The 23807-nt window shown below is 70.2% G+C and carries 28 protein-coding genes; 21 read left to right on the top strand and 7 right to left on the bottom strand.

Going from position 1 to position 23807, the window contains the following annotated elements; genetic code table 11:
- Position 1: 1 nt before the first annotated feature.
- The 17 genes from rplR to truA all read left to right on the top strand — a co-directional run bounded on the left by rplR (position 2) and on the right by truA (position 11578).
- Positions 2-400: a 50S ribosomal protein L18 gene (gene rplR, locus DFJ66_RS26735; protein WP_121224924.1), complete on the top strand. Its 399-nt coding sequence runs from the start codon at positions 2-4 to the stop codon at positions 398-400.
- A 34-nt stretch (positions 401-434) separates the two neighbouring features.
- The gene (gene rpsE / locus DFJ66_RS26740) at positions 435-1040 is read left to right on the top strand and encodes a 30S ribosomal protein S5 (protein WP_121224926.1); all 606 of its coding nucleotides are present in this window, start codon (positions 435-437) and stop codon (positions 1038-1040) included.
- Between the two features lie 2 nt (positions 1041-1042).
- Entirely contained in the window at positions 1043-1228 is a 186-nt protein-coding gene (gene rpmD / locus DFJ66_RS26745; protein ID WP_033428588.1) for a 50S ribosomal protein L30, read from the top strand.
- A complete protein-coding gene (gene rplO / locus DFJ66_RS26750; protein WP_121224929.1) occupies positions 1225-1668 on the top strand; it encodes a 50S ribosomal protein L15 in 444 nt (147 codons plus the stop codon). The genes rpmD and rplO overlap by 4 nt, the downstream gene beginning before the upstream one ends.
- Before the next feature lie 873 nt (positions 1669-2541).
- A complete protein-coding gene (locus DFJ66_RS26755; RefSeq protein WP_170199670.1) occupies positions 2542-3153 on the top strand; it encodes a LysE family translocator in 612 nt (203 codons plus the stop codon).
- Positions 3154-3423: 270 nt separating this feature from the next.
- A complete protein-coding gene (gene secY / locus DFJ66_RS26760; RefSeq protein WP_121231786.1) occupies positions 3424-4734 on the top strand; it encodes a preprotein translocase subunit SecY in 1311 nt (436 codons plus the stop codon).
- Positions 4734-5285: an adenylate kinase gene (locus DFJ66_RS26765; protein WP_121224931.1), complete on the top strand. Its 552-nt coding sequence runs from the start codon at positions 4734-4736 to the stop codon at positions 5283-5285. Before secY ends, DFJ66_RS26765 begins: the two co-directional genes overlap by 1 nt.
- A gap of 47 nt (positions 5286-5332) precedes the next feature.
- The gene (gene map, locus DFJ66_RS26770) at positions 5333-6109 is read left to right on the top strand and encodes a type I methionyl aminopeptidase (protein WP_121231788.1); all 777 of its coding nucleotides are present in this window, start codon (positions 5333-5335) and stop codon (positions 6107-6109) included.
- Positions 6110-6193: 84 nt separating this feature from the next.
- Complete coding sequence (locus tag DFJ66_RS26775) at positions 6194-6628, top strand: DUF1707 SHOCT-like domain-containing protein (RefSeq protein ID WP_170199672.1); 435 nt, start codon at positions 6194-6196, stop codon at positions 6626-6628.
- A gap of 187 nt (positions 6629-6815) precedes the next feature.
- Positions 6816-7037 (top strand): translation initiation factor IF-1, encoded by a 222-nt coding sequence (gene infA / locus DFJ66_RS26780; protein ID WP_005166804.1) that lies wholly within the window; start codon positions 6816-6818, stop codon positions 7035-7037.
- Positions 7038-7098: 61 nt separating this feature from the next.
- Positions 7099-7212 carry a 50S ribosomal protein L36 gene (gene rpmJ / locus DFJ66_RS26785; RefSeq protein WP_010148647.1) on the top strand — a complete coding sequence of 38 codons (114 nt, stop codon included), beginning with the start codon at positions 7099-7101 and terminating at the stop codon, positions 7210-7212.
- Between the two features lie 216 nt (positions 7213-7428).
- On the top strand, positions 7429-7809 hold the full coding sequence (gene rpsM / locus DFJ66_RS26790; RefSeq protein WP_121224935.1) for a 30S ribosomal protein S13: 381 nt from the start codon (positions 7429-7431) through the stop codon (positions 7807-7809).
- Positions 7810-7843: 34 nt separating this feature from the next.
- The gene (rpsK, locus tag DFJ66_RS26795; RefSeq protein ID WP_033436732.1) at positions 7844-8251 is read left to right on the top strand and encodes a 30S ribosomal protein S11; all 408 of its coding nucleotides are present in this window, start codon (positions 7844-7846) and stop codon (positions 8249-8251) included.
- Positions 8252-8274: 23 nt separating this feature from the next.
- Positions 8275-8880, top strand: coding sequence for a 30S ribosomal protein S4 (gene rpsD / locus DFJ66_RS26800; RefSeq protein WP_121224937.1), 606 nt, complete (start codon positions 8275-8277; stop codon positions 8878-8880).
- A 160-nt stretch (positions 8881-9040) separates the two neighbouring features.
- Entirely contained in the window at positions 9041-10096 is a 1056-nt protein-coding gene (locus DFJ66_RS26805; protein WP_121224939.1) for a DNA-directed RNA polymerase subunit alpha, read from the top strand.
- Positions 10097-10154: 58 nt separating this feature from the next.
- Positions 10155-10730, top strand: coding sequence for a 50S ribosomal protein L17 (rplQ, locus tag DFJ66_RS26810; protein WP_121224941.1), 576 nt, complete (start codon positions 10155-10157; stop codon positions 10728-10730).
- A gap of 56 nt (positions 10731-10786) precedes the next feature.
- Positions 10787-11578, top strand: coding sequence for a tRNA pseudouridine(38-40) synthase TruA (truA, locus tag DFJ66_RS26815; RefSeq protein ID WP_211351333.1), 792 nt, complete (start codon positions 10787-10789; stop codon positions 11576-11578).
- Here truA and DFJ66_RS26820 read toward each other — a convergent pair.
- Together DFJ66_RS26820 and DFJ66_RS26825 are read right to left on the bottom strand one after the other, a co-directional pair.
- Positions 11544-12482 carry a lysylphosphatidylglycerol synthase domain-containing protein gene (locus tag DFJ66_RS26820; RefSeq protein ID WP_170199674.1) on the bottom strand — a complete coding sequence of 313 codons (939 nt, stop codon included), beginning with the start codon at positions 12480-12482 and terminating at the stop codon, positions 11544-11546. The genes truA and DFJ66_RS26820 overlap by 35 nt on opposite strands.
- Entirely contained in the window at positions 12479-13222 is a 744-nt protein-coding gene (locus tag DFJ66_RS26825; protein WP_121224947.1) for a PIG-L deacetylase family protein, read from the bottom strand. Before DFJ66_RS26825 ends, DFJ66_RS26820 begins: the two co-directional genes overlap by 4 nt.
- 50 nt (positions 13223-13272) lie before the next feature.
- Between DFJ66_RS26825 and DFJ66_RS26830 the strand changes: the two genes are divergently transcribed.
- Positions 13273-14358 carry a glycosyltransferase family 4 protein gene (locus DFJ66_RS26830; protein WP_121224949.1) on the top strand — a complete coding sequence of 362 codons (1086 nt, stop codon included), beginning with the start codon at positions 13273-13275 and terminating at the stop codon, positions 14356-14358.
- On the opposite strand, the gene DFJ66_RS26835 is transcribed toward DFJ66_RS26830, so the two are convergent.
- The 4 genes from DFJ66_RS26835 to eccE form a co-directional block, all read right to left on the bottom strand.
- Positions 14355-14972 carry a Uma2 family endonuclease gene (locus DFJ66_RS26835; protein ID WP_170199676.1) on the bottom strand — a complete coding sequence of 206 codons (618 nt, stop codon included), beginning with the start codon at positions 14970-14972 and terminating at the stop codon, positions 14355-14357. The genes DFJ66_RS26830 and DFJ66_RS26835 overlap by 4 nt on opposite strands.
- A gap of 132 nt (positions 14973-15104) precedes the next feature.
- On the bottom strand, positions 15105-16667 hold the full coding sequence (locus DFJ66_RS26840; RefSeq protein WP_121224953.1) for a S8 family peptidase: 1563 nt from the start codon (positions 16665-16667) through the stop codon (positions 15105-15107).
- 251 nt (positions 16668-16918) lie between these two features.
- Positions 16919-17644, bottom strand: coding sequence for a hypothetical protein (locus DFJ66_RS26845; protein ID WP_211351335.1), 726 nt, complete (start codon positions 17642-17644; stop codon positions 16919-16921).
- A complete protein-coding gene (gene eccE, locus DFJ66_RS26850; RefSeq protein WP_121224955.1) occupies positions 17641-19020 on the bottom strand; it encodes a type VII secretion protein EccE in 1380 nt (459 codons plus the stop codon). Before eccE ends, DFJ66_RS26845 begins: the two co-directional genes overlap by 4 nt.
- A 129-nt stretch (positions 19021-19149) precedes the next feature.
- Here eccE and eccB point away from each other — a divergent pair, with 129 nt between their 5' ends.
- The 3 genes from eccB to DFJ66_RS43625 all read left to right on the top strand — a co-directional run bounded on the left by eccB (position 19150) and on the right by DFJ66_RS43625 (position 22298).
- The gene (gene eccB / locus DFJ66_RS26855; protein WP_121224957.1) at positions 19150-20784 is read left to right on the top strand and encodes a type VII secretion protein EccB; all 1635 of its coding nucleotides are present in this window, start codon (positions 19150-19152) and stop codon (positions 20782-20784) included.
- A gap of 63 nt (positions 20785-20847) precedes the next feature.
- Positions 20848-21207 (top strand): hypothetical protein, encoded by a 360-nt coding sequence (locus tag DFJ66_RS26860; RefSeq protein WP_121224959.1) that lies wholly within the window; start codon positions 20848-20850, stop codon positions 21205-21207.
- Positions 21207-22298, top strand: a complete 1092-nt coding sequence (locus DFJ66_RS43625) for a WXG100 family type VII secretion target (RefSeq protein WP_147459373.1) — start codon at positions 21207-21209, stop codon at positions 22296-22298. Before DFJ66_RS26860 ends, DFJ66_RS43625 begins: the two co-directional genes overlap by 1 nt.
- A 75-nt stretch (positions 22299-22373) precedes the next feature.
- On the opposite strand, the gene mycP is transcribed toward DFJ66_RS43625, so the two are convergent.
- The gene (gene mycP / locus DFJ66_RS26870) at positions 22374-23804 is read right to left on the bottom strand and encodes a type VII secretion-associated serine protease mycosin (protein ID WP_121224961.1); all 1431 of its coding nucleotides are present in this window, start codon (positions 23802-23804) and stop codon (positions 22374-22376) included.
- Between the last annotated feature and the right edge of the window lie 3 nt (positions 23805-23807).

Genomic DNA, 23807 nt, shown 5'->3' on the forward strand with positions numbered 1-23807 from the left:
CATGAGCGAGACTGCAACGAAGCGCAAGCCGGTCGGCAAGGACATCTCGACCACCCGCCGCATCGCCAAGACGCGCCGTCACTTCCGCCTCCGCAAGAAGGTCAGCGGCACGCCGGAGCGCCCGCGCCTGGTCGTGCACCGGTCGTCGAAGCACATCACCGTGCAGATCATCGACGACCTCGCCGGCCACACCCTGGCGGCTGCCTCCTCCGTGGAGGCCGACGTCCGCGCGGTGGAGGGCGACAAGAAGGCCAAGGCCGCCAAGGTCGGCCAGCTGGCCGCGGCCCGCGCCAAGGACGCCGGGATCACCAAGGTCGTGTTCGACCGTGGCGGCAACGCCTACCACGGCCGGATCGCAGCTCTGGCCGACGCCGCCCGCGAGGCGGGGCTGGAGTTCTGACAATGCACACTTTCGGAATTGAGAGGGACGCCTGATGCCAGGACGCACGCGTCGCGAAGGCGGCGGGGGCGAGCGCGGAGAGCGTCGCGACCGTCGTGACGGCGGCCGCGGCGGCGCGGCCCAGGAGAAGACCCCGCACCTGGAGCGCGTGGTTGCGATCAACCGCGTCTCCAAGGTCGTGAAGGGTGGTCGTCGCTTCAGCTTCACCGCTCTGGTCGTCGTCGGCGACGGCGACGGCATGGTCGGTGTCGGCTACGGCAAGGCCAAGGAAGTCCCGGCCGCGATCGCCAAGGGTGTGGAGGAGGCGAAGAAGAACTTCTTCCGCGTCCCCCGCATCGCGGGCACGATCCCCCACCCGGTGCAGGGCGAGAAGGCCGCCGGTGTCGTGCTGCTGCGCCCGGCCTCGGCCGGTACCGGTGTCATCGCCGGTGGCGCGGTCCGCGCGGTGCTGGAGTGCGCCGGTGTCCACGACGTGCTGAGCAAGTCGCTGGGCTCCGACAACGCCATCAACATCGTGCACGCCACGGTGGAGGCCCTGAAGGGTCTCCAGCGTCCCGAGGAGGTGGCTGCCCGTCGCGGTCTGCCCCTGGAGGACGTCGCTCCCGCCGGTATGCTCCGCGCTCGCGCAGGGGCGGTGTGATCATGGCTCAGCTCAAGGTCACCCAGGTGAAGAGCAGCATCGGTACCAAGCACAACCACCGTGAGTCCCTCCGGACCCTGGGGTTGCGCAAGATCCGCCAGTCGGTGGTCCGCGAGGACACGCCGCAGGTGCGCGGGCTCATCCACGCCGTGCGCCACCTGGTGGTCGTCGAGGAGGTCCAGTCGTGACCATCAAGATCCATGACCTGCGTCCGGCCCCCGGCGCCAAGACCGCGAAGACCCGTGTCGGTCGCGGTGAGGGCTCCAAGGGCAAGACGGCGGGTCGCGGTACGAAGGGCACCGGCGCGCGGAAGAACGTCTCCCCGCGCTTCGAAGGTGGCCAGATGCCGCTGCACATGCGCCTGCCGAAGCTCAAGGGCTTCAAGAACCCGTTCCGCACCGAGTACCAGGTCGTGAACGTCGGCGACCTGGCCCGGGTGTTCCCGGACGGTGGCCGGGTCGACGTGGACGCCCTCGTCCACGCGGGCCTGGTGCGCAAGAACGAGCTGGTCAAGGTCCTCGGCGAGGGCGACCTGAACGGCGTCAAGCTCGACGTCGTGGCCAACAAGTTCTCGGGCAGCGCGGTCGAGAAGATCGCAGCGGCCGGCGGCACCACCACGGTGCTCTGACCCAACAGCAACACCCGAAGGACCCCCGGCGCCTCCCGCACCGGGGGTCCTTCGCTTTCCGCCCTGCGCACCCCTCTCCAACCCTTCTGCGCACCCTTCCGCGCGCAGCGCGGGTCCTTCGGCGAAGCCGGCGAGCGGCGGTCCACCCGTTTTGCCGGGTGGCAGTCCACCGGTGAGGACACAGCTCAACTTGGGCTTCTTGCTTTTGTCATCTCCGTATGGCCTGCCCGAAGGGCTACCACAGATTTCCCCGGGTGCAGCCGAAAGTTTTTGCGAGGAACGAGCAAAAAGTTTTAGCGGCACCCGGGGAAATCTGTGGTAGGCTCCGCCAGGCCATACGGAGATGACAAAAGCAAGAAGCCCCCGCAGTGGCAGTTGGGTCATCTTTGGTGGCCTGCCCGCCGGCGAGGCTCTTTTAATCTTTGAACCGGAACGCTCCGCTCTCAAGCCGAACGCGCTGCGCGCTCTCAAGATCAAAAGCGGCGCTCGCCGCGCGGCAGGCCGCCAGCGGGGGGTGAAGGGCGTCGGTTCCCCCGCCGTATGGCCTGGCGGAGCCAACCACATTTTCCAGGGGTTGCCGCTAAAAATTTTGGCTCGTTCCTCGCAAAAATTTTCGGCGGCAACCCCTGGAAAATGCGGTAGCCCTTCGGGCAGGCCATACGGCGGGGGAACCGAGGCCCTCCACCTGTGGTTGGGAACCACGACACCGCGCGCTGCGCGCGCCGAAAAGCGGAAAGCAGCGCGGCTCGATGCCCGGGTCGGTGTGTCGAGCGCGTGCCGTGGCGAGTGGTGAAGAGCGTCTGGTCGGGGCCTCGTGAGACGGTGTTCGCGTTGGGCGGAAAAAGCGGTGGTGCCGCCGGTTAGCGTGGCCGTATGTGGCTTGTCGTCTTCTTCGGAGCGGCCGTGCTGGTGGCGCTCACCCCGGGGGCCAACAACCTCCTCGGCATGCACCACGCCGTGCACCACGGTCTCGCCAAAGCCGCAACGGCGCTGGTCGGGCGGCTGTTCGCGTTCAGTCTCATGATCATCGCCGTGGTCGCCGGGCTCGGTCCGCTCCTCGCGGCCTCCACGACCGCCCTCACGGTCATCAAGTGGCTGGGTGTGGCCTACCTGGTCTACCTCGCCGCGCGCATCTTCTTCACACCATCACAGGCCGCTCCGCACGACGAGAAGGCCCTCGGCAAGAGCAGCCCCGTGCGCAAGGAGTTCCTGGTCGCGATCTCCAACCCGAAGGCGTTGCTGATCTTCACCGCCTTCGTGCCGCAGTTCGTGGACCCCTCGCGCGGTCCCGTGCAGGCGCAGCTCGCCGTGCTCGGCGTGGTCTACCTCGCGGCGGAAGTGCTGGCAGGGACCGGTTACGTGACCATCGGGGCGATCATCCGCAAGGCCGACCTCTCCGCCCGCGCCCGGCGCCGGCTGGACCAGGGGACCGGCACGCTCCTGCTCGGCATGGCCGGGGTCCTGGCGGGTAGCGCCACCCGTTGAGACCCGGTGCGCAGCGTCGTGGGACAGGTCACAACTTGATCCATTCGGCGGCTTGCGAACGACCGCCTCGCATCCGGTACGAAGTGTGAAGGACAGCTGGCTACGGCTACCCGCTTCGCGGCTGTTAAAGTCGCGGGCTGAACCCGGATGTCCTCCGGGTCGGTCGCGGCTACCCGTCGCGTCCGCCACCACCGCAAGACTGTGCCGGCAACACAGCCGGTACCGCAGGATGCCGACCCAGGCGGGGCGGCAACGCTGATGGAGGTTCGCGTGCTCGGCGCATTCCGCTCGGCTCTCGCGACGCCGGACCTACGCAAGAAGATCCTCTTCACACTGGGGATCGTCGTGGTGTACCGGTTGGGCGCGACCATGCCCGCGCCGGGCGTCTCCTTCAAGAACGTGAAACTCTGCGTCGAGCAGGTCGACCAGCAGGGGATCTACTCGCTGATCAACCTGTTCAGCGGCGGCGCCCTGCTCAACCTGTCGATCTTCGCGCTGGGCATCATGCCCTACATCACCGCGAGCATCATCATCCAGCTGCTGACCGTGGTCATCCCGCGGTTCGAGCAGCTGAAGAAGGAAGGGCAGGCGGGTCAGGGCAAGCTGACCCAGTACACCCGCTACCTGACCATCGCCCTCGCGGTGCTCCAGTCGACCGGCATCATCGCGCTCGCGGTCCGGGACCAGCTGTTCCAGGGCTGCGAGTACGACGTCATCCCCGACCAGAGCATCTTCAACCTGGTCGTGATCGTCGTGGCGATGACCGCGGGCACCAGCGTGATCATGTGGCTCGGCGAGATCATCACGGAGAAGGGCATCGGCAACGGCATGTCGTTGCTGATCTTCACCGGCATCGCGGCCCGCATCCCGACCGAGGGCAAGATCATCCTCGACCGCGGCGGTCTGACCTTCTTCCTGGTCCTGGTCGCGGCCCTGCTGATCATCGCCAGCGTCATCTACGTGGAGCAGGCGCAGCGCCGCATCCCGGTCCAGTACGCCAAGCGCATGATCGGTCGCCGCATGTACGGCGGCACCTCGACCTACCTGCCGCTGAAGGTGAACCAGGCCGGTGTCATCCCGGTCATCTTCGCCTCGTCGCTGCTGTACCTGCCGGACCTGATCTCGCGGCTGACCGCGTCCACCGACGGGTCCGCGCCGAACTGGTGGGAGACGTTCGTCCAGACGCACCTGGTGAGCCAGTCCAGCCCGGTGCACATCGCGATCTACTTCCTCCTGATCGTCTTCTTCACCTACTTCTACGTCGGCATCACGTTCAACCCGGACGAGCGTGCGGACGAGATGAAGAAGTTCGGTGGGTTCATCCCGGGTATCCGCCCCGGGCGTCCCACCGCCGAGTACCTCCGCTTCGTCCTGGGGCGGATCACGCTGCCCGGCTCGCTGTACCTGGGCATCGTCGCCATCCTGCCGAACCTGTTCCTCGACCTGACCGGTCAGGGCCAGAACCAGAACTTCCCGTTCGGCGGCACGGCGGTGCTGATCATGGTCGGCGTCGGCCTCGACACCGTCAAGCAGATCGAGAGCCAGCTGATGCAGCGCAACTACGAAGGGTTCCTCCGCTAGTGCGACTCGTTCTCGTCGGCCCGCCCGGAGCGGGCAAGGGCACTCAGGCCGAACTGCTCAAGACCAAGCTCGGCGTGCCGCACATCTCCACCGGGGACCTCTTCCGCGCGCACATCAGCCAGCAGACCGACCTCGGCAAGGAGGTCCAGGAGTACCTGGACTCCGGCGAGCTCGTGCCGGACGCGGTCACCAACGAGATGGTGCGGGAGCGCCTGTCGCAGGCGGACGCCAAGGACGGCTTCCTGCTCGACGGGTTCCCCCGCAACGTCGCCCAGGCGGCGGTCCTCGGCGAGATCCTCGCCGCGGAGGGCCACAAGCTGGACGCCGTGCTCGAGTTCCGGATCGACGAGGACGTCGTGGTGGAGCGCCTGCTCGCCCGCGGCCGGGCGGACGACAAGGAAGAGGTCATCCGCCACCGCCAGCAGGTCTACCGCAACGAGACCGCGCCGCTGCTCGACCACTACTCCGACATCGTCGTGACCATCGACGCCGTGGGTGACGTCGAGGAGATCAGCGAGCGGGCGCTGGCCGCACTCCGCGGCGACCGGTGACCGGTGGCCTGCTCGATGCGCTGCGCAGGATCGTCCCGGGTGACCGCATGATCGAGATCAAGAGCCGCGGCCAGCTGGAGGCCATGCGGGCCGCCGGCCTGGTCGTGGCGCGCACCCTGGCGCTGCTGACCGAGCACGCCAAGGTCGGCGTGAGCACGGCCGAGCTGGACGAGCTGGCGGAGCAGTCGATCCGCGACGCCGGCGCGATCCCCAGCTTCAAGGGCTACCACGGGTTCCCGGCGAGCATCTGCTCGTCGGTGAACGACCAGGTGGTCCACGGCATCCCCAGCAAGACGCAGATCCTGGCCGAGGGCGACCTCATCTCCATCGACTGCGGCGCCATCCTCGACGGCTGGCACGGCGACTCGGCCGTGACCCTGCCGGTCGGCACGGTGACCGAGGCGGAGCTGAAGCTGTCCGAGGCGACCCGCGCGTCGATGGTGGCGGGCATCGAGGCCGCGGTCCCGGGCGGACGGCTGAGCGACATCTCCTTCGCGATCGAGTCGGCCACGCTGCTGGCCGGCGAGCGGGACGGTATCGAGTACGGGATCGTCGAGGGCTACGGCGGCCACGGCATCGGCACGAAGATGCACATGGACCCGTTCCTGCCGAACTACGGCAAGCCGGGCAAAGGTCCGCGCCTGAAGGTCGGCATGGCCATCGCGATCGAGCCGATGCTGACGCTGGGCAGCGAGCGGACCGTGGAACTGGACGACGGCTGGACCGTGGTCACGACGGACGGCTCGCGCGCCGCGCACTGGGAGCACAGCGTCGCCATCACCGACGACGGCCCCTGGGTGCTGACCGCACTGGACGAGGGCTGACGGAGCCGGCGTGAGGTTCGCCCGACCCGGATACGGGGGTTAGCCCCCTTTCTGGTCGGGCCGGCGCGCGCCACCATGAGATGCGTGAGCCACCCCGTGCGGCCCGAGGACATGCGGGCGTCCGATGCCGAGCGTGAAGTCGTCCAGCAGCTGCTCCACCGGGCGCACGCCGAGGGCAGCCTGGACCTGACCGAGTTCGACCAGCGGGTCGTCGCGACCTGGCAGGCCAAGACCCGCGGTGAGCTGGCGGCCCTGACCGCCGACCTGCCGCAAGTGCACCCGGCGCCGCGGCCGACGCCGCCGGTGAAGGCGAAGAAGAGCGGCGGGCGGACCGCCCTGCGGGTGCTCACCACGATCTGGGCGAGCGTGAGCGCCCTGAACTTCGCCATCTGGCTGCTGGTGAGCATCCTCGGCGGCGAGGGGCTGGTGCACCCCTGGTTCCTGTGGGTGGCGCTGCCCTGGGGCTCGGTGCTCGGGGTGGTCTGGCTGCTCGTCGGGCGCGAGCCGGGGCAGCGCTAGCCGGCCCGATTTGGGCATCCCCGCCGGCACGCGTACTATGGACGGGTGGCGCACACGTAGCGCCGGTTCCGCCATGCCTGTGACGCACCTTACCGCCGGCTGGCAGGTTCGCAAGGGCCTGAAGGAGTCGGAGTCCCGCGTGCCCGCACCCAAGTGGAACTAACCACCGTCACGAAACGCGGAGGACATGGGCAAGAAGGACGGGGCCATTGAGGTCGAGGGCCGCGTAGTCGAACCGCTCCCCAACGCGATGTTCCGCGTCGAGTTGGAGAACGGGCACAAGGTCCTGGCACACATCAGCGGCAAGATGCGTCAGCACTACATCCGCATCCTCCCTGAGGACCGGGTTGTCGTGGAGCTCTCGCCCTACGACCTGTCCCGCGGGCGCATCGTCTACCGCTACAAGTAGTGACCTCCACGGTGACACCGGGCGACCGGTGCACCGGGGCTACCAGCAGGAGAGCTCAGGCGTGAAGGTCCAGCCGAGCGTCAAGAAGATCTGCGACAAGTGCAAGGTGATCCGCCGCCACGGCCGGGTCATGGTGATCTGCGAGAACCTGCGCCACAAGCAGCGCCAGGGCTGAGCAGAGCCGACGTCGCAGCGTCCTCACCGACGCAGACAGACAAGCAAGCCTCCCCGCACCTGCTCCTCGACCCAGCACCACCGAGGAGCACACCCCCGGACTCCAGGCCGGGGCCGGGACACCGACCGTGAGAGCGGTCGGAACTGACAACAGCGAGTCAGTCCCGGGAGCGGGCGGGGAGCAGACCTGGAGAGACACGACAGGAGCAACTGCCGCATGGCACGACTCGCTGGCGTCGACCTCCCCCGCGAGAAGCGGATGGAGATCGCGCTCACCTACATCTTCGGCATCGGTCGCACGCGCTCCAAGGAGCTGCTGACCGCCACTGAGATCTCCCCTGACCTGCGCGTCAAGGACCTCAGCGACGACGACCTCGCCAAGTTGCGGGACTACATCGAGAACAACTTCAAGGTCGAGGGTGACCTCCGCCGCGAGGTTCAGGCCGACATCCGCCGCAAGATGGAAATCGGCTGCTACGAGGGTCTGCGCCACCGTCGCAACCTGCCCGTCCGCGGGCAGCGCACCAAGACGAACGCGCGTACTCGTAAGGGTCCGAAGAAGACCGTTGCGGGCAAGAAGAAGGCCGGCAAGAAGTAAGACCTCGCGAACCTAAGTAGGAGATCACCCAGATATGCCACCCAAGTCCCGCACGGGCGCCGGGGTCAAGAAGGTCCGGCGCAAGGAGAAGAAGAACGTCTCGCACGGCCAGGCGCACATCAAGAGCACGTTCAACAACACCATCGTGTCCATCACGGACCCGATGGGCAACGTGATCAGCTGGGCGTCCGCCGGCCACGTGGGCTTCAAGGGCTCCCGCAAGTCGACGCCGTTCGCCGCGCAGATGGCCGCCGAGAACGCCGCCCGCAAGGCCGCCGAGCACGGCATGCGCAAGGTGGACGTGTTCGTGAAGGGTCCCGGCTCCGGCCGCGAGACCGCGATCCGTTCCCTGCAGGCCGCAGGCCTCGAGGTCGGCACCATCCAGGACGTGACCCCGCAGCCCCACAACGGCTGCCGCCCGCCCAAGCGGCGCCGGGTCTGAGGCACGGGGAGGAGTAAGCACACATGGCTCGCTACACCGGACCGGCCACCCGCATCTCGCGCCGGCTCAAGGTCGACCTCGTCGGTGGGGACCAGGCGTTCGAGCGCCGTCCCTACCCGCCCGGCCAACACGGCCGCGGTCGCATCAAGGAGTCGGAGTACCTGCTCCAGCTCCAGGAGAAGCAGAAGGCCCGCTACACGTACGGCGTGCTGGAGAAGCAGTTCCGCCGCTACTACGAGGAAGCGGTCCGCCGCACCGGCAAGACCGGTGAGAACCTGCTGCAGATCCTGGAGTCCCGTCTGGACAACGTGGTGTACCGCGCGGGCCTCGCGCGCACCCGTCGCCAGGCTCGCCAGCTGGTCAGCCACGGTCACTTCATCGTGAACGGCCAGAAGGTCAACATCCCGAGCTTCCGGGTGTCGAAGTTCGACATCATCGACGTGAAGCCGAAGTCGCTGCCGCTGCTGCCCTTCGAGGCCGCTCGCGCTTCCTTCGGTGACCGCCCGATCCCGGCCTGGCTCCAGGTCGTGCCGTCCACGCTGCGCATCCTGGTCCACCAGCTGCCGGAGCGGGCGCAGATCGACACGCCGGTGACCGAACAGCTCATCGTCGAGCTTTACTCGAAGTGATCCTCTCGGAGGGCGGTCCCGGAGTCCGATTCTTTCGGGACAGCCCTCCGATCGGGTCCCGCGACGGCACGGAATGGTGTGCCGAACGCGTTTGCCGGTCTCCGCGACTGGCGTTCCCGGCGTCATATGGCGGGCGTCGGGGTGAGAAAGGAAGAACCCAGTGCTGATTTCCCAGCGCCCCTCGCTCAGCGAGGAAGCGGTCAACGAGACCCGCTCCCGGTTCGTCATCGAGCCGCTGGAGCCGGGCTTCGGCTACACCCTCGGCAACTCCATCCGCCGCACCCTGCTGTCGTCCATCCCCGGCGCGGCCGTGACCAGCATCCGCATCGACGGTGTGCTGCACGAGTTCACGACCGTCCCCGGTGTGAAGGAAGACGTCACCGACATCATCCTCAACCTCAAGGAGCTGGTCGTCAGCTCCGAGGAGGACGAGCCGGTGACCATGTACCTGCGCAAGCAGGGGCCGGGCGCGGTGACCGCCGGTGACATCGTGCCCCCGGCCGGTGTGACCGTGCACAATCCCGACCTGCACATCGCCACCCTGAACGGCAAGGGCAAGCTGGAGATCGAGCTCGTCGTCGAGCGCGGTCGCGGCTACGTCCCCGCCGTCCAGAACAAGCAGGCCGGTGCCGAGATCGGCCGCATCCCGGTCGACTCGATCTACTCGCCCGTCATGAAGGTGACCTACAAGGTCGAGGCCACCCGTGTCGAGCAGCGGACCGACTTCGACAAGCTGATCCTCGACGTCGAGACCAAGCCCTCCATCACGCCGCGCGACGCCGTCGCGTCGGCGGGCAAGACCCTGGTGGAGCTGTTCGGTCTGGCGCGTGAGCTGAACGTCGACGCCGAGGGCATCGAGATCGGACCGTCTCCCGCGGAGGCGGACACCATCGCGGCGTTCGCGATGCCGATCGAGGACCTGGACCTCACCGTCCGGTCCTACAACTGCCTCAAGCGCGAGGGCATCCACACGGTGGGCGAGCTGGTCTCGCGCAGCGAGGCGGACCTGCTGGACATCCGCAACTTCGGTGCGAAGTCGATCGACGAGGTCAAGATGAAGCTCGTCGGCCTCGGCCTCGCGCTGAAGGACAGCCCGCCCGGGTTCGACCCGTCGGCCGCCGCGTCCGACTACCCCGCCGAGGGTTGGGGCGCCGCGGACACGTCCGTGGACAACCACGACGACGGCCACGACTACGCGGAGACCGAGCAGCTCTGAGGCCGCTTAGCGGCCGGGCCGGAGCAGAGGATCAGAAAGAAATCCGAGGAGCAATTCGATGCCCACCCCCACCAAGGGACCCCGTCTCGGGGGCTCGCCGGCCCACGAGCGGCTCATGCTGGCCAACCTGGCCACGTCGCTGTTCACCCACGGTCGGATCACGACCACGGAGGCCAAGGCGAAGCGGCTGCGCCCGTACGCCGAGAAGCTGATCACCAAGGCCAAGGTCGGCGACCTGCACAACCGTCGCGAGATCCTCAAGGTCATCCGCGACAAGGACGTCGTGCACAAGCTGTTCGCGGAGATCGGCCCGCAGTTCGCGGACCGCGCGGGCGGCTACACCCGCATCACCAAGACGCTGCCGCGCAAGGGTGACAACGCCCCCATGGCCGTGATCGAGCTGGTGCCGGAGAAGACGGTCACCTCCGAGGCCGAGCGGGCCCGGAAGACCAAGTTCGCCAAGGACGAGGCCAAGCAGGCCGAGACCCCGGCGACCGAGGTCGAGGAGACCGAGGCTGTGGCCGACCAGGACGCCGAGGCGCCCGAGTCGGCGACCCAGGACGCCGCGGAGGAGCCCGCCGAGGGCGCCGACGAGGACGCTCCGAAGGCCGAGGACAAGAAGGACGAGTCCTGACGGACCCGACCGCCGACGAGCCCGTCGTCCCCTCGCGGGGCGACGGGCTCGTTCGTGTGCGCCTGGACCTGGGCTACGACGGCACGGAGTTCTCGGGGTGGGCGCGCCAGCCGGGTCGGCGGACGGTGTGCGGGGTGCTGGAGGACACCATGTCCACCGTGCTGCGGGAGGACGTGACCCTCACCGTGGCGGGGCGGACCGACGCCGGCGTGCACGCTGCCGGCCAGGTAGCCCACGCGGACCTGCCCGCGGCGGTGGACGTCTCCGGGTTGCCGCGGCGGTTGGCACGGGCGTTGCCGGCCGACGTGCGGGTGTTCTCCGCGCGGGTGGTGCCCTTCGAGTTCGACGCGCGGTTTTCGGCGTTGCGGCGGCACTACGAGTACCGGGTCACGGACGCGCCCTTCGGTGCCTTGCCGCTGCGGCGGCTGGACACGCTGGCCTGGCCGCGTCCGCTCGACGTCGACGCCCTGAACGCCGCTTCCGAGCTGCTGCTGGGGGAGCGGGACTTCTGCGCGTTCTGCAAGCGCCGGGAGGGCGCGACCACGATCCGCGAGCTCCAGCGGCTGGCGTGGGAGCGCGACGGGGACGTGCTGACGGCGTTCGTCTCGGCGGACGCGTTCTGCCACTCGATGGTCCGCAGCCTGGTGGGGGCGCTGCTGGCCGTGGGCGAGGGGCGCAAGCCGGTCCCGTGGCCCGCGTCCCTGCTGTCGCTGACCGCCCGATCGAGTGAAGTCACGGTCGCACCGGCGCACGGCTTGTCACTCGTTCGAGTGGACTATCCGGAGGACTCCGAGCTGGCCGCGCGGGCGCTGGTCACGCGGAACGTGCGCGGCGCACCGACCAGTTGAGCCACGCCACGCCGCCCACCGGGATCTCGGCGAGGAACGTGAAGACCGCGAACAGCAGCACGCCCGCGACGGCCGGCCCGGCGGGCGTGCCCAGCGCGACGAGCAGCGCGATCGTGCCGTTCTCGCTCACCCCGAACCCGCCGGGCGTGACCACGGCCAGGGTGAGCAGGCGGCTCACCGCGAAGGCGGCGACCAGCGCGCCCAGCGACAGCTCGACGCCCGTGACCGCGAGGCAGCACCACAGCAGGAGCGCCTGGAGGGCCAGGTAGGCCACCATGCCCGTGGTCATCTTCGCCCAGTTCGCGCGGATGACGTGCGCGTTCTGCCGGCGCAGCCGCACCACGAACCTCCTGGCACGGCCCTTGAGCACGCCGCTGAGCCAGCGCAGCCTGCTCAGGGCGGCGACCGTGAGGACGAGTGCCGCCGCCGTGGTCAGGGTGGCGGCCAGGACCGTGCGCCCCAGCACCGCCGCCCCCTGGACGGCCAGCGCGACCAGCGGCAGGGCGACCCGGCCCAGGGCGTTCCACAGGCCGCTGACGATCGTGGACGTCGTGATCGCGCGGGCCGTGTGACCCCAGCTCGACGCCATGACGGCGGTGACCGCGACCCCCGCCGCACCGCCGAACGGGAACAGGTTGCTCACCGCGCTGCCGGCCGCGTTGAGGCTGAACGCCTGGGTGTTGCGCAGGCCGGGCAGCGAGCCGGTGAGGACGTAGGTGTAGGCCCACAGGCCCGCCAGCCACAGCACGGTCAGGCCGAGCAGGGCGGCGGTGCTGACGGCGGCGAGGTGGTCGGTGATGGTCGCCCAGCCCACCCCGCCGATCGTGGGGACGAGCGCGACCACCAGCCACACCGCGAGGGCCAGGGACGCGAGCGAGGCGAGCAGGTTGAGGTGCACCCTCACCGAGCGCGCAAGCGTTTGCGCTCGATGTACCACTCCGTGCCCATGACCAGCCGGAACAGCGGCGGCGGCAGGCTCAGCAGGGCGCTCACCGTGCGGGTCTGGTCGCCCCCGGTCGTCTGCGTGGCGTGCGCGGCCAACGCCGCCCGCTTGCACCCCGCGTACCGGCGGACGTCCACCGCGTGCGTGATCTCCGCCCGGGGCGTGTAGGCGGTCCGGAACGGGGTCAGGTCGAACCGCCGCGCCACCCGGGCCAGCCGGAGGGCGCGCAGCAACAGGGTCCGGTCGACCGTCGCCTCCCACACCCTCAGTGTGCCCGCGAGTTCCGCCGCCAGCGCGCCGACGCGGTGCACCTGCACGTGGTCGGGGTGGCCGTAGCCGCCGACGGGGTCGTAGGTGGTCAGCAGGTCGGCGCGCTCCTCGTGCAGGACCTCCGCGAGCCGCCCCGCGGCCTCCGGCACGTCCGCCCGCGCGAACCCCCGCTCGTGCGCCCCGTCGAGCCCCGAGTCGGCGTAACCGAGGAACTCCACCCGCGCGCACCCGAGCAGCTTCGCCGACCGGTGCGCCTCCCTGGTGCGGACGGCCCCGAGGTCGTCGGTGTGCGCGGCCAGCCCCCGCTCGCCGGCGGTCGCCACGACCAGCACCACCCGGTGCCCCTCGGCGGCGAGGCGGGCCATCGTGCCCCCCGTCAGGAGGGCTTCGTCGTCGGGATGGGCGTGGAAGAACACGCAGGTTCGGCTCACAAGGTGTAAGAGTGTCAGTTGCTCCGTTCAGCGGCTTGACGGGAGTCCCTGTGTCGATCATCCACGTCAGCGACTGCTTCCTGCCGCGCCTGGGCGGCATCGAGGTCCAGGTGGCCGGTCTCGCCGACGCCCAGCACCGCGCGGGCGCCGACGTGCACGTGATCACCGCGACCCGCCACGCCACCCGGCCGCCGGGCTGCACCGTCCACCCGGTCGCGATGCCGTTCGGCCCACCGGTCCACCTGCGCGCCGGCCACCACCTGGACCGGCTCCTGTCCACGCTGGGCGCGGACGTGGTGTACGTGCACGTCGGCGCCATCTCGCCGTTCGCGTGGTCCGGCATCCGGTCGGCGCTGAAGCTCGGCCTGCCCACGGTCGCCGTCGTGCACAGCATGTGGGACCCGTCCGTGCGCTGGTGCTACCGGGCGCTGGACCGCGTCGACGGCTGGTCCCGCTCGCCACTCGTGCTGGCCGCGGTGTCGTCGGCGGCTGCCGCACGGGTGGGTGCGGCGCTGCCCGTGGACGTCTCCGTGGTGCCCAACGGCGTGACGCCTTCCGAGTGGCGCGGCATCCCCGTGCAGCGCTCGGACTCCGTGCACGTCGTGTCCGTGGGCCGTCTGGCGTCCCGCAAGCAGCCGCTGCACCTGCTGTCCGTGCTGCGGGAGGCGGGTGCGGCGGTCGGGGGGTTGCGTGCGACCTTGGCGGGCGACGGTCCGGAGATGGGGGCCGTGCGCCGGTACGTGCGGCGGCACGGGATGGACTGGGTGAGCCTGCCTGGGCGGCTGGACCGCGCGGGGGTGTCCCGGCTCCTGGCGTCGGCCGACGTGTTCGTGAACCCGACCGCGAGCGAGGCCTTCGGCCTGGCCACCCTGGAGGCGCGAACGGCGGGCGTACCGGTGGTGGCCCGCCCCGGGACGGGCGTGGCCGACTTCGTCCGCGACGGCGTGGAGGGCCTGCTGTCCGACGACCTGGCGGCGGCACTGGTCCGCCTGGCAACGGACTCTGGTCTGCGCCACCGCATCGCCGCCCACAACCGCTCCACGGACCCGCCCTGCACGTGGCCGCGGGTGCTGGAGGCCTTGGAGGCGTGCCGGGAGCGTGCGTTGTGCGGCGGACCGGTCCGGCGGGGTGCTTAGCGGACGAGGTCGGCGAGGTCGAGGGTGATCGGGACGGGCGCGGCGGTGATGGTCTGGGGGCCTTCGGTTTCGAGGGTGTTCTCGGCTTTGTAGAGCCCGTTCTCCAGCCGGTGCGCCGTCAGCCGGAGCGGGTTGAGCTTGCTGGGCTGGTCGAGCGCCCAGAAGAACGGCACCCCGGCGAGGGCGTAGCTCGCCGCCTTCGTCTCGCGCTCGGCGAGGGTGTTGCCGGGCGACCAGATCTCGACCACGAGCGACAGGTCCTCGGCTGGGGCGAACACCCCGTTCCGACCGTCGGACAGCACGACCACGTCGGGGATGAGCGCGGTGCGGATCGTGGACGAGATCTCGATGTTGACCGTCGCGAGCACCTCGAGGTCGGTGCGTCCGGCTGTCGCCAGGGCGTCCTCCACCAGCCGCTCGATCCGTCGGGACAGGCGCTGGTGGCCCAGCGAAGGCGTGGGAGTCACGAAGAGATGCCCCATGATCAACTCGATGGTCGACCCGTCCGGAGCGGGATCCAGCTCCAGCCAGTCCTCGACGGTGTGCGGCCCTATGGTCGAGCGCGGTGGGTCGTACTCGGGCGGGTCGTAGCCGTACTCCGGGGCTGCGGACACGGATGGACCTCCTGGTTCGTCTTCCTCCACAGCGTCCCACTCTCCACCAAACGGGTGAGAACGCAACAGAACGGCCCCCGCCGGCGGAAGGTGGCGGGGGCCGTTCGTTGTGCGGGCTGGAGCCGCGACCGCTTACAGGTCGAGGGTCCAGGTGTCGATGTAGCCGGTGTCCTGCGAGTACACGTCGCGGACGCGGAGCTGCCAGTTGCCGTTGGCCGTCTCGGTGGACAGGTTGACCGTGTAGGTCGCGTCCACGTTGTCCGCGCCGTCCGAGCCGCTGGAGACCTTCAGCTGCTTCACCGCGCCGCTCGGCGTGATCAGGTCGATCGCCAGGTCACCCCGGTAGGTGTGCTTGATGTGCACCTCGACCGTGGCCGCGGAACCGGCCGCGCCGGCGCAGTCGGTGATCGAGATGGTGCTGGTGGCGGTGCCCAGGTCGGGCACGTTCACGTCCGTGCCGTTGGTCTTCGGCGCGCAGCCGGTGGGCGGCGGGGTGGTGCTGCCGACGACGCGGAGCAGCTTGTTCGGGGAGCCGGTGCCGGCGTTGGTGACCACACCGCTGGTCGCGCCGTTCACCAGGGCGTCGCGGACCTGCTGCGGCGTCGCGGTGGGGTTGGCGCTCAGGTACACGGCCGCCGCGCCGACGACGTGCGGGGTCGCCATCGAGGTGCCGCTGATGGTGTTGGTGGCCGTGTCGTTGGTGTACCAGGCGGAGGTGATGTTGGAGCCCGGCGCGAAGATGTCCAGGCAGGTGCCGATGTTGGAGAACGACGAGCGCGCGTCGGTGTTGGTCGTCGAGCCGACCGTGATGGCCTCCGCCGTGCGGGCCGGGGACGTGTTGCACGCGTTCGCGCCGCTGTCGTTGCCCGCCGCGAGGCCGTAGGTCACGCCCGCCGCGATGGAGTTGCGCACGGCCTGGTCGACGGTGGCGTCCGCGCCGCCGCCCAGCGACATGTTCGCCACGGCCGGCTTGGCCGCGTTCGCGGTCACCCAGTCGATGCCCGCGATGACGCCCGCGTACGTGCCGGAGCCGGAGCAGTTCAGCACCCGCACGCCGACCAGCTTGACCTTCTTCGCCACGCCGTACGTCGTGCCGCCCACAGTGCCCGCCACGTGCGTGCCGTGGCCGTTGCAGTCGGTGGCGTCGTTGTCGTTGTCGACGGTGTCGCGGCCGGACACCGCGCGCCCGCCGAAGTCGCTGTGCGAGAACCGGATGCCCGTGTCGATGATGTAGGCGGTGACGCCCGTGCCGTCGTTCGGGTAGGTGTAGGAGTTGTCCAGCGGCAGCGCGGCCTGGTCGATGCGGTCCAGGCCCCACGACGGGGTCGGCGCCTGCGTGCCGGAGATCGTGACCTCGGCGTCCTGCTTGACGTACTCGACGCTCGGGTCCGCCGCGAGCCGCTTGGCCTGCGCCTCGGTCATGGTGGCGGAGAAGCCGCGCAGGGCGGCGGTGTAGGTGTGCTTGACGTTGGCCTGGTACTTGCTGCTCAACGTGCCGACACTGCTGGTGCTCACGTCCTTGAGCACCACGATGTAGCTGTCCTTGACCGCGTTCGGCGCGCCGAGGCCGAGGATCTCGCCCTCGGCGGCGCCGGCGGTGAACGTCGTCAGCGCGGCGGTGACGGCGAACGCGGTGCCGGTGGCGAGGCCGACGCCGGTCACCCGCCTTCTGAAGGACGCGCGAGAGTCTCGCATCGCAGGGGTCTCCTCTTCGCAGGGTGTGCGCCCGGCCGGCGCGCCGCAGCGGCACCGGTCGGACACGGTGAGTCAGTTCCTAGTTCGCCCTGCGGTGGGAACGCAAGAATTCGTCACGAATACGAGCCTGATGGCCTCTCCACAGTATTGACCGCGCCTGTGAACGGAATGCTGCGGAGAGTGACTGGACGGATTCACAAAAATGTGCCCCGGACCAGGGCGGTCCGGGGCACGGGAATGCAGGTCAGCGGTCAGTCGCCGCGGCGCACGGCCCCCAGGATCTGCTGCTCACCGGGCGTGGTGACCAGCCGCAACGGCCGCCACAGGTTCTGCCCGAGCGCGATCACCTGGTCGTCCTTCAACGTGGTCAGCTGGTGCGCCATCTGCGGCGGCAGCCGCCAGATCTGCGCCGCCAACTGCGCCTGCCCGACCGGCAGCCGCTGCAGCAGCACGAGGTCCGCGGAATTCGCCGTCCCCGACGCCTGCGGGTGCAGGTACGGCAAAACGTACATCGTGGTCTGCCACGGGGAACGCGGCGGGAACAGTTCCTGCGGCACGTGCCCGCCGTCGTGCACCACCAGCAGCGGCGCGTCCTCGGACGGCCGCGGCAGCTCCACCGGAGAAAGCCGGCGCAGCTGCACGGTCGGCGCGGGCCGCCCGTCCGGGCCGGTGCCCGCCGCCCGCACCACCGGCTGCCACGCCTGCGGCCGGCCGGTCGCCACGGTGATCCACGCGCCGGTCGCCATCGCCCGCAGCGCGATCTGGCGCGCCAGGTACAGGCCGCCGACCACGACCATGCGGGTCGGCGCGGACCGCAGCACCGAGATGGTCAGCGGCTCGCCCTTCAGGCCCGAGCCCAGCACCATGCCGCCGCGGTCGCCCGACGGGCTGACCACGTCCAGCAGTTGCGGCGCGACCAGGAACTCCGGCGCGACACCGCGACCGCCCCGGTTGTCCAGCAGGCGGCTGTTGCTCACGCGACACCTCCGAGCGGCAATGTGGCGGCCAGGCCCGCGACCTGGAGCCCGTTCAACGGGGTCAGCGTGATGTCCAGCTTGTCCGCCAACGCCTTGAGCCGGTCGTCGGCCCGGTCCAGTTCGGACGGCGTCCGCGCGGACACCCGCACCAGGCCGCGCAGGCCGACCTGGCCCTGCTCGCTGCTGGGCGAGATCGTCATGGACAGCGTCGAGGACAGCGCCCGCACGCCGGTCAGCGCGTTCAGGTTGTTGCGCATGCCCTTCGCGGGCCAGCCGGTGATCGCGTAGGACGCGTGGCCCACGCCGCCCGCGGTGACGCCGCCCCACTTCTCCCGCAGCGACACCGGGTTGTTCGTGCCCGCCACCGAGGTCAGCTCGGCGGCCGAGATGCCGGCGCGGATCAGCTCGTCGGGGTCCAGCGGCCGGATCGCCACACCCGCCGACTCCAGCGCGTTGCGCACGCGGGACAGCGCGCCGATCAGCGCCCGGTGCGCGCCCACGACGCCGCCGCCGCGCTCCCGGATCGCCGCCTGGCACCGCTTCGGGTCCAGCCGCACCGCGATCCACGTGGTGCGCCGGGCCGCCGCGGGCAGCGGGCCGAGGACCTCCATGTACGAGTTCAGCGCCGGGGAGTTCGCGGGCAGCGCCGCGGAACCGGGGTAGCAGTGCCAGATCACCGAGATCGCGTCGAGGACCACACCGCGGTCCTCCAGGCACGGCGCGAGCGCGCCCAGCGGCAGGGCGGGCGCGGTGCCCACGGCGTTGATCAGGCCGGGCGCCGGGTCGACCAGCAGCACCGCCGTCCACGCGCCCTGGTGCCACGCCAGGCCCAGCGGCCGGCGCTCGTGGTCGGTGCCCTTGGCCACCACCAGGTCCGGCACGGCCAGCCGCAGCAGCGCCACGCGCGGGTCGTCCGAACCGATGACGGAGGTCTCCTCCTCCGAGGGCGGCTTCATCTCCACCGGCCCCGCGCGCTTGGCGCTGCGGCTGTGCGAGCGGAAGTTGTAGCGCACGACCAGGCCGATCCACTGGGTCAGCCAGCGGCCCCGCGACCGGGTGAACGCGAGGACCAGCGCGACCAGCACGATGCCGCCCGCGGTGTAGAGCAACGCGGGGGCGACCTTGTCACCGGTGGCGCCGATGGCGATGAGGATCAGGCCCACGGCGACGCCGACTTCGAGGACAACCAGGTTGGCGACCGGCAGCGCGCCGAGGCTGGCCCCGGTCGCGCGCCGACGTGCCCGGAGCAGCGCGGCACGCACGCCGCCGCCCGGAGCCTGCGGGGGAACGCCGGGGCCACCAGGGCCGCCGGGGCCGCCCTGCGGGCGGGCCGTGGCAGGGTTCGGTTGACCCGGATGTGGGGTGGTCACGGACATCCGATCTGGTTCTCTTTCCCTCGGCGTTCGGTGGGTGCACCGACCGGGTCTGACCAACCCGCACACGCGCCACCCGCCGTCCGGCTATCGTGCAGACCGTACCGCGACTGGGAGAGCAGCGAGCCGAGAATGGCATCAACACCCACCACCAAGTCACAGGTCCAGGCCTACCGCTTCGTGCTGCGCAGGATGCAGTCCGCCCTGGTGCGCAGAGACGCGGTGATGCTGCACGACCCGATGCGCACGCACTCGCGTGCCACCGCGGTGGGTGTGATCCTCGGCGTCATCGGCCTGATCGGGTTCCTGGTGTTCGGCTTCTTCTCGCCGGACCCCAAGCTCGACGACGACACGCAGATCGCCATCTCCAAGGAGACCGGCCAGGTCTACGTCGTCCGGCAGGGCAACCCCAAGCAGCTGATCCCGATGACCAACCTGGCCTCCGCGCGGCTGCTGGTGCTCAACCAGCAGAACCCGGACAAGGCCGTCCAGACCGGCGGCGGTGACGCCCAGGCGGGTCAGATCAACGCGGCGCCGCAGGTCGCGGGCGGCGACCCGAAGCTGGTCAGCGAGAAGACCCTGGCGAAGCTGCCCAAGGGTCGGCTCACCGGCATCCCGGACGGCCCGGACGTGCTGCCCACCAAGCCCGAGGACCGGATCGGCGCGGAGTGGTCGGTGTGCGACACGCTCGACCTCGACGAGACCCTGAACAACCCGACCGCCAAGGGCAAGTTCGAGACCACGGTCCTGGCCGGCATGAGCGGCGGGCAGCTGCTGGACGGCAACAAGGCGCTGCTGGTCAAGGCGGGCACCGACGACAAGCAGGCCTACCTGATCTACAAGGCCCCGGTGAACTCGAAGATCACCTCGACGTCGACCGTGCGGGCCAAGGTGGACCTGACCAAGAGCGAGGTCCAGAACGCGCTCAAGCTCACCGGCAAGACCGCTCGCGCGATCAGCTCCGGCCTGCTCAACGCGATCCCCGAGGCCAAGCCGCTGGAAGCGCCGAAGATCACCGGCAAGGGCGACGCGGTGACCTACATGAACGACGTGCCGGGCTTGAAGGTCGGCAACGTGATCGAGGTCAAGCGCACCGGTGGCGACTCGGTGTTCTACGTGGCGCTCAAGGACGGCCTCCAGGAGATCAGCCGGGCCGCGGGCGACATGATCCGCGCGAACCAGTCGCAGCCCGAGCCCCGGCTGGTCGACATCGCCAAGATCGTCACCAAGGAGCCGTCGGAGAAGCTGGACTTCCTCGACTACCCGACCGAGGTGCCCGAGGTGCTGGAGCCCAACCAGAACAACCGGGTGCTGTGCCTGGGCTGGCGGGCGGAGAACGTCAACGCGGACAACCGGTCCCAGCACACGCAGGTGACCATCGCGCCGTCGCTGCCGGTGCCGTCGGACATGGTCGCGGTGAACATCAACCAGGTCGGCGCGACCGGCGAGGTCGTGAGCAAGTTCATGATGGCCCCGGGCAAGTCGGCGGTGGTCCGCGCGTCGACCTCCACCCAGGACTTCAAGAGCGGCCCGATCCACCTGATCACCGGGCGCGGCGTGAAGTACGGCATCCCGGACACGGTGACCTCGGGCGCACTGGGCTTGGGCGACCAGTTCGTGCCCGGCCCGGAGTCGATCTTGCGCCTCTTGCCGAACGGCCCACAGTTGAACCGCAACGACGCCATCCGCAGCTGGGACTCGATCCCCGTGCCCAAGAACATCGGGCTCCTCCCCGAGGAAGCTGCCAAGAAGGCATCCGGAGGCTGACCCTTTCGGCGGAACCCGGGGGCGTCCGGGACCGTCACACCTGACGCTTAAGGAGGTGTCCGGGTGTACGAGTCACGACGCCCCCCGGCTTCGGGGTCGGGCAGGGTCAGCGTCGACGCGCGGTGGGTGGAGCTGTACGCGCAGCGCGTCGAAGAGGCGGCCGACGAGCTGTCCAAGGCGCGTGAGCAGCTCAGAGCCGCGCCGGTGCGCCCGCACAGCTTCGGCGAGCTGGGCAAGACGCTGCGCACCTCCGAGGCCTACGCCCGCGCGGCCGGGATGCTCAACCAGCAGCTCGACCGGGCGTGCGAGGTGCTGGCTTCGGCGTCGAAGAACCTGCACGCGGTCGCCAAGCACTACGGCGGCCAGGAGGACGAGGCCGTCGCCCTGATCAAGAAGGCCCAGCGCCGCCTGGAGGGCTCGTGATGCGCAAGGACGGCCGGCACCTGGTCGCCGAGGTGAGCGCCGAGCTGGACTACCTCTCCGGCATCAGCCGCCGGCTCGGGCTGCAGGACCTCGTCGCCGACTACTTCGAGCCCGTCGTCGGCTCGTGGAACGACCTGCACGAGGAGGCCGAGCGCTGGCGCAAGGCCGGTCTGGTCGCCGAGCACGTGACCCGCGACCTGACCAAGCCGCTGGGCAAGCTGGACTCCGCCTGGCAGGGCAAGGACGCCGACTCGTTCGTGGCGCACATGCAGTCCGTGGGCCTGGCCGGGCACGACATGTCCGACGCCATGCACGCCATGGGTGACGCGCTGGACCAGACCGCCGACGGCATCCGCGGCATCGTCGAGGACATGGCCCGCGTGTACGCGGAGGCCGCCGACACGGTGTCCGGCGCGGCGGCTCTCCCGCTGGACGGCGACCGCCGGGTGGTCGAGGTGCTGGACGAGCTGCGCGACCCGGCGAAGGAGCTCTACGAGTCGGTCCGGGACATCCTGGAGGCCTTCCTGCGGCTGTGCGACGGGGTGTCCGGGGAGTCCTCGGACTTCGCCGACGTGAAGATGGAGCACAAGTACCCCGAGAAGGACTGGACGTTCACCGAGCCGAAGAAGCCGGCCGCCCCCACCCCGCCCGCCACGCCGGAGCCGGTCAAGCCCGCCGGGGTCGGTGGCGGTGCCGCGGTGGGCGGCGGTGGTGTCGGGGGTGGCGGCAGCGTCGGTGGCGGTGGTGGGGTGCCAGGCGGTGGTGGTGTGCCCGGAGGCGGTGGTGTGCCGGGTGGGTCGCCCGCGGAACGCCTGGGCGCCGGCGGCTACACGACCGTCCAGGAACCGAGGCCGGTCGAGAGCGGCGCCGCTCCGGCGGCGGCAGCGGCGCCCGGTGGTGGACGTGGCCCGGCGGCCGGTGGCGGCGGCATGGGCATGATGGGCGGCGGCATGATGGGCGGCATGGGCGCCGGCGGCCAGCAGGGCGGTGACAAGGAGCACAAGTCGAAGTTCCGGATCACCGGCACCACCGAGGACCTGCTGGGCAAGCCGAAGAAGACCGCGCCCCAGGTGCTCGGCGAGGACGACTGACCCCACGCGCGAAGCCGACCCCACGCGCGAAGAAGGGCCGCCCCGAAGATCGGGAGCGGCCCTTTTCACGTGCGTCTAGAGCACCGAGCGCTTGACCGGCACCGCCGCCCGCTTCGCCCGGTTGCGGTTCACCGTGTGCACCACGAACAGCGTGAGCAGGAGCAGGCCCACACCGCCGCCCGTGCCCGACAGCGCCACGATCATCGGGGTCGGGTCGGCCGGGTTGAGCGGGTCCAGGTTGGTCATCACCTGCGTGGGCTGGGCGGGCTTGAAGTCGGCGCGCTCGGACGGCAGCTCCGCCGTCAGCGCGGCCACCGGGTTGATCATGCCCGCGCCGACCTTGTTGTCCCGCCCGGCCGGGTTGCCCGGGTGCTGGGCGGTGGCCTTGATGCGGTTCATCACCTCTTTGGCGCTGAGGTTCGGGAAGCGCTGGCGCACCAGGGCCACCACGCCCGCCACGTACGGCGAGGCGAAGCTGGTGCCCTGGATGCGGGTCTGGCCGGTGGGACCCTCGTTGGAGTTGGTCAGGCCCTCGCCCTTCGGGTCGAGCGTGACGATGTCCTCACCCGGCGCGGCCACGCTGACCCAAGGACCCCACACCGAGAACGACGACACGTTGCCCGACGAGCCGATGGACGCCACCGACAGGACGTTGTCGGCGTACCACGGCGGCGAGGCGATGATGTTGACGTTGTTCGGGTCCTCGTTGTCGTTCTGGAACGCGCAGCCGTCCTTCTGCGTGAAGTTGCCGGCCGCGGTGACGATGACCACGTTCTTCTCGTTGACCGCCCAGTCGATCGCGGCCTGGAGCTCCTTCTCCTGGTCGCTCTGCGGGTGGGGCTGCTCGCACGAGGTCAGCGAGATGTTGATGACGCTCGCGCCCTCGGTGGCCGCCGCGACGATCGCCTTGGCCAGGGTGCCGACCTTGCCCGCCGAGTCCCGGTTCTGGCTCTTGTCGGTCTTCGACTCGAAGTGGAAGTTGCTGCTGGTGTGCCGGTAGGCGAGGATCAGCGCCTCCGGCGCGGCGCCCACGAAACCGGTCGTCTCGTCCTTGCTCGCCGCCGCGACGCCCGCCACCTCGGTGCCGTGGCCGTCGCAGTCGTCGATGCCGTGCTTCTCGGTCTCGACGTAGTCGCCGCCCGGGATGACCCGGCCCTTCAGGCGCGGGTGCTCGTTGACGCCGGTGTCGATGATGGCGATCTTGATGCCCGCGCCGGTGGCGAACCGGTGCGCTTCCTCCAGCCGCAGCTGCATCTGGCCCCACGGCTTGTTCGGGATGTTCTTGTTCCCGGTGTTGGAGGCGATGCACTGGTTCTTCTGCGTGTAGTCGACGTCTTCCCTGGGCTCTTCGAACTTCGGCGTGCGGCTGCGGTCCACCGGCGGCGGCACCGAGTTGGGCTGGTTCGCGGCCGTGGTGGACGGCTGCTGCGCGTACGCGCCGGGGGTGGTGACCAGGGTCAGCGCCACGGCCACCGCTGCGGCGGACTTCCGTGTCGTGTTCCGCATGGC

This window comes from Saccharothrix variisporea (assembly GCF_003634995.1).
Classification (GTDB): domain Bacteria; phylum Actinomycetota; class Actinomycetes; order Mycobacteriales; family Pseudonocardiaceae; genus Actinosynnema; species Actinosynnema variisporeum.